The sequence below is a fragment of the Aeromonas allosaccharophila genome (assembly GCF_000819685.1).
Taxonomy (GTDB): Bacteria; Pseudomonadota; Gammaproteobacteria; order Enterobacterales; family Aeromonadaceae; genus Aeromonas; species Aeromonas allosaccharophila.
In genome coordinates, this window is the sequence record NZ_CDBR01000022.1 from 1 (window position 1) to 3,050 (window position 3,050).

General features: G+C 52.5%; 4 protein-coding genes. 1 reads left to right on the top strand and 3 read right to left on the bottom strand.

Features of this window, described 5'->3' with window-relative positions; genetic code table 11:
• Nucleotides 1-282: DUF3653 domain-containing protein (locus BN1115_RS04380; RefSeq protein WP_042656231.1), on the top strand; the 282-nt coding region annotated here is incomplete at its 5' end.
• Between the two features lie 750 nt (nucleotides 283-1,032).
• Here BN1115_RS04380 and BN1115_RS21240 read toward each other — a convergent pair.
• The 3 genes from BN1115_RS21240 to BN1115_RS22520 form a co-directional block, all read right to left on the bottom strand.
• Complete coding sequence (locus tag BN1115_RS21240) at nucleotides 1,033-2,313, bottom strand: zonular occludens toxin domain-containing protein (RefSeq protein WP_050070486.1); 1,281 nt, start codon at nucleotides 2,311-2,313, stop codon at nucleotides 1,033-1,035.
• A gap of 30 nt (nucleotides 2,314-2,343) precedes the next feature.
• Complete coding sequence (locus BN1115_RS22155; protein WP_128821760.1) at nucleotides 2,344-2,661, bottom strand: hypothetical protein; 318 nt, start codon at nucleotides 2,659-2,661, stop codon at nucleotides 2,344-2,346.
• A gap of 2 nt (nucleotides 2,662-2,663) precedes the next feature.
• Nucleotides 2,664-3,050, bottom strand: a 387-nt coding sequence (locus BN1115_RS22520) for a hypothetical protein (RefSeq protein ID WP_167335547.1), incomplete at its 5' end; no start/stop codon positions are given.

The following is a 3,050-nucleotide window of genomic DNA, read 5'->3' on the forward strand; positions in this document are numbered from 1 at the left end:
CTTTGTTTTGTTTCTGTGACAGAGGTCACGCTATGGGACGAAGGAAAAAAGATCCCTGACGTGTGTAAGAGGGTTATGCGGATGGCAACAGGACGGGAGTTGCCTACCGTCTTCACCCGATATTGGGACGGGTGGAGGATGTCCGGTCATCATTTAATCACCCCTGCTGGCACCTATTTGTCCAGGCAGCGGCTAGAAATCATCGAATCATTCGGGTCAGAAGACCTAAAGGCGCTGAAAGTGAGTGCGGCGCTAAGGCGTTTGCCGACCTCAGAACGCTGACAGAGTGAAAAGAAGGTTTATTAAGGGATTGGGGGCGAAGTGATCCCCCCAATCCCCTGCTCAAGGGTATATTTCGTGGGGTAGTCAATCACTAAATCGGAACCCCACGAGTGGGGCCCCCGCGATTTAGCGTTTGACTAGGCCAAGCCGGATAAGGCTATTTAACATAATTATTACGGTGACGCAGTGTTAGAAAACCCCGCCTGTTTGGAAATTGAAGAACTGGCCGAGGTATGTGCAGGAACGCACACGGTACGATGTCCGGTCATAACAATGCAAGCTTTGGGCGGGGGCGCGGCAGTGTCTCGCAAGCACCCGCAGTTACCCACCGCTCGGCCCCCCTTCTCCACAGGCGAGCCCCCCTTGCCCCCGCAGTCAGGGCCACAGTCCGCAGGTTAAATCAGCTCTCTTTGTTTTTGTTTTTCAGGGCGTAGGGCCTCCCCATGCCCACTCGGGGTAGTTGTTTCTTGCCTTCGCTTCGCTCAGGGCGGCCTACGGCCGCAGGGCGGAAACTTGGACTCCGGTGGTTATCGGGAGGCTATACGCGCCTTGTTCCAAGGCGAAGGCCCCCAACAGCGGGGACATCTCCCCGTTGGGGAGACCCGGGGACTGCCTGATGGATAAGGGGTTCCGAGCCGTGGATAACTGCAAAAGAAAAAGGCGCTCACTCGACCCAACCGCGCCCCCTACAGCTTGCATCTGGAGGGGGAGGGGTGAGGCGCGCGCGCCCTTCACATACTTTATCAGGGGTCAAACAGAAGGGGTCAGAGTGTAACCCTGATGGTATTGGAGAGAGCGGGTAAGGGTGAGCTGCCCGTAGTAGTTGAGGCGGGCTTTAAGGCCATACTTGCGCAGCCAGTAGTTACGGCGAACGACCTTGCCGAACTCGGGATGGCGCATGGCTGTAGCATGGTTGACAATGCCCCACCGGAGCAAAACAAGGATCATGGGGATATTCTGGCGGCGGGCAACATGGTCGGCAAACCGCATGATGGCCCAGCGGGGGATCTGCAACGGATTGGTGATCGGGAATCGGAATTGATAGACGGGCGGGGTTGACCTGGATGATGCAACAGCGCCGGATGACTTGGATTTTTGCACGGGTTTGTCTCCATACCACTGATGAATGTATTTGGCTGGCAGGATGCTGTAACAGGCCCGCATATCGACAAAGCGGGGCTCTGTGTAGCGTTCACAGTCGGGCGTTGCGTCTATGGCGTCAGGATGGAGATAGGCGTCTTTGTAATCGCCATTGCCGAGCTTGATCCGGCATTTGATCCGACCGTTTGAATCTCGTACCGGAAAATCAAACAGCTCTTTGCCATCGTCAAACTCTTGAGCAGTGTCATAAGCCTTATAGAGCCATTGGCCCCATGTGTACTTGGTGCCGCAGGGGCTACCGGTGGCTTTGCTCTTGCCCTTGAAATAGGAGGCCACATGGACGCGGGGAACGCGCAGGCCGAACTTGATAACGAGGCGGGCAATCCAGATAAGGGGATAGACAAGAAAGCCCTTGGCCCCCATGGACGAACTGAACATGGTGTCGGAGCTGTAGCACCAGCAGATAGTACGGCACAGGGCGTTGACGATCTGTTTGTCGATTGACTCGATATCCTGCACACCGAGGAAAGCATTCCAGCCGCGTTTACGAACGAGACGGAGCCACTTAATCAACTGGGCGCGGTCTGGGTTGTTCCAATCGCGGGTATTCATGAAGAAGGCGGTTTCATCGAGCGCCAAGCAACCGTTTTTCGATTCATCATAGATCTGCTCTTGGTCTGACCGGAGCGCGGTTTTCTTGGGGCGCTCATAGGCAAAGCCGAGGTTCTCAAGGTCTGACGAACGGGGCTCCTCCGGCAATCTGATGATCGGGGTTTGTTTTCCCTTCTCATTGAGCGGCATATGTTCGGGGTAGACATCAATGTTTGTCGCCACAGGGCGGCCCTCATTGAGGTAACCGACCATGATAGAGACCATTGTTACGGACTTACCAGCCCCAACGGGGCCAGTGACGAAATACGGCGCTTTCATGAAACCTCCTGAATTACGGTAACGGTTACGTTATTTCGCATCATAGGCAGAACGGGCAACGGTCATCTGCCAGACAAAGAGCCATTGAGCAGAACGGGCAACGCCAATCATTGCAATAACATCAGGGGTATTACGTGGCAATAAGGACAGACCAAAAACAACAAGAGGCTGATTTATGCCAGTAGTAACATTTTCCAAAATACCGGATAAAGCAGTTGTAAAAGTAACAACCATGATTGACATGGCACCAATCAAAGCGAGAACGGCGGCCTTCTTTGACATCAAACCAACTATTTTCGCAAAGAATGAGCCGAGGCGCTCGATTAACAAACCAATTAAGATTTTCATAATTAACGACCCCCAACAACTTGAAGTATTGTTTTATTCCAAAGATTAAATAAGTAAAGGGAAAGGAGCATATATATAAACCAATATATAAGAGGGTGATAAACCTCGTTATAATTTCGACAAAAAGCACCGCCATCATTTGCAGTAGCTGAAAGGTTTGAAACCTCGAAAGTAACGGGGAACGGCTTGCAATTACCAACAGGCCAGACCCATTTAGGTAAATTAATACCTTGAGAGGGTGGAGCCTGCAAAGGGGCATCAGTAATTTGCTGCTCAAGCCATGTTTTATCTTCTGACAACTTATCGAGAGCACTCTCGGCGGGGGCTAGATCCTGTTGCGCCTTAGTAGCTGCCTCTTGATCTGCCTTAGCCTCGGCCTCTTTCTCTTT

Excerpts from the sequence above, each read along its gene's own strand:
- BN1115_RS21240 (WP_050070486.1), bottom strand. The coding sequence starts at position 2,313 with ATGAAAGCGCCGTATTTCGTCACTGGCCCCGTTGGGGCTGGTAAGTCC.
- BN1115_RS22155 (WP_128821760.1), bottom strand. The coding sequence starts at position 2,661 with ATGAAAATCTTAATTGGTTTGTTAATCGAGCGCCTCGGCTCATTCTTT.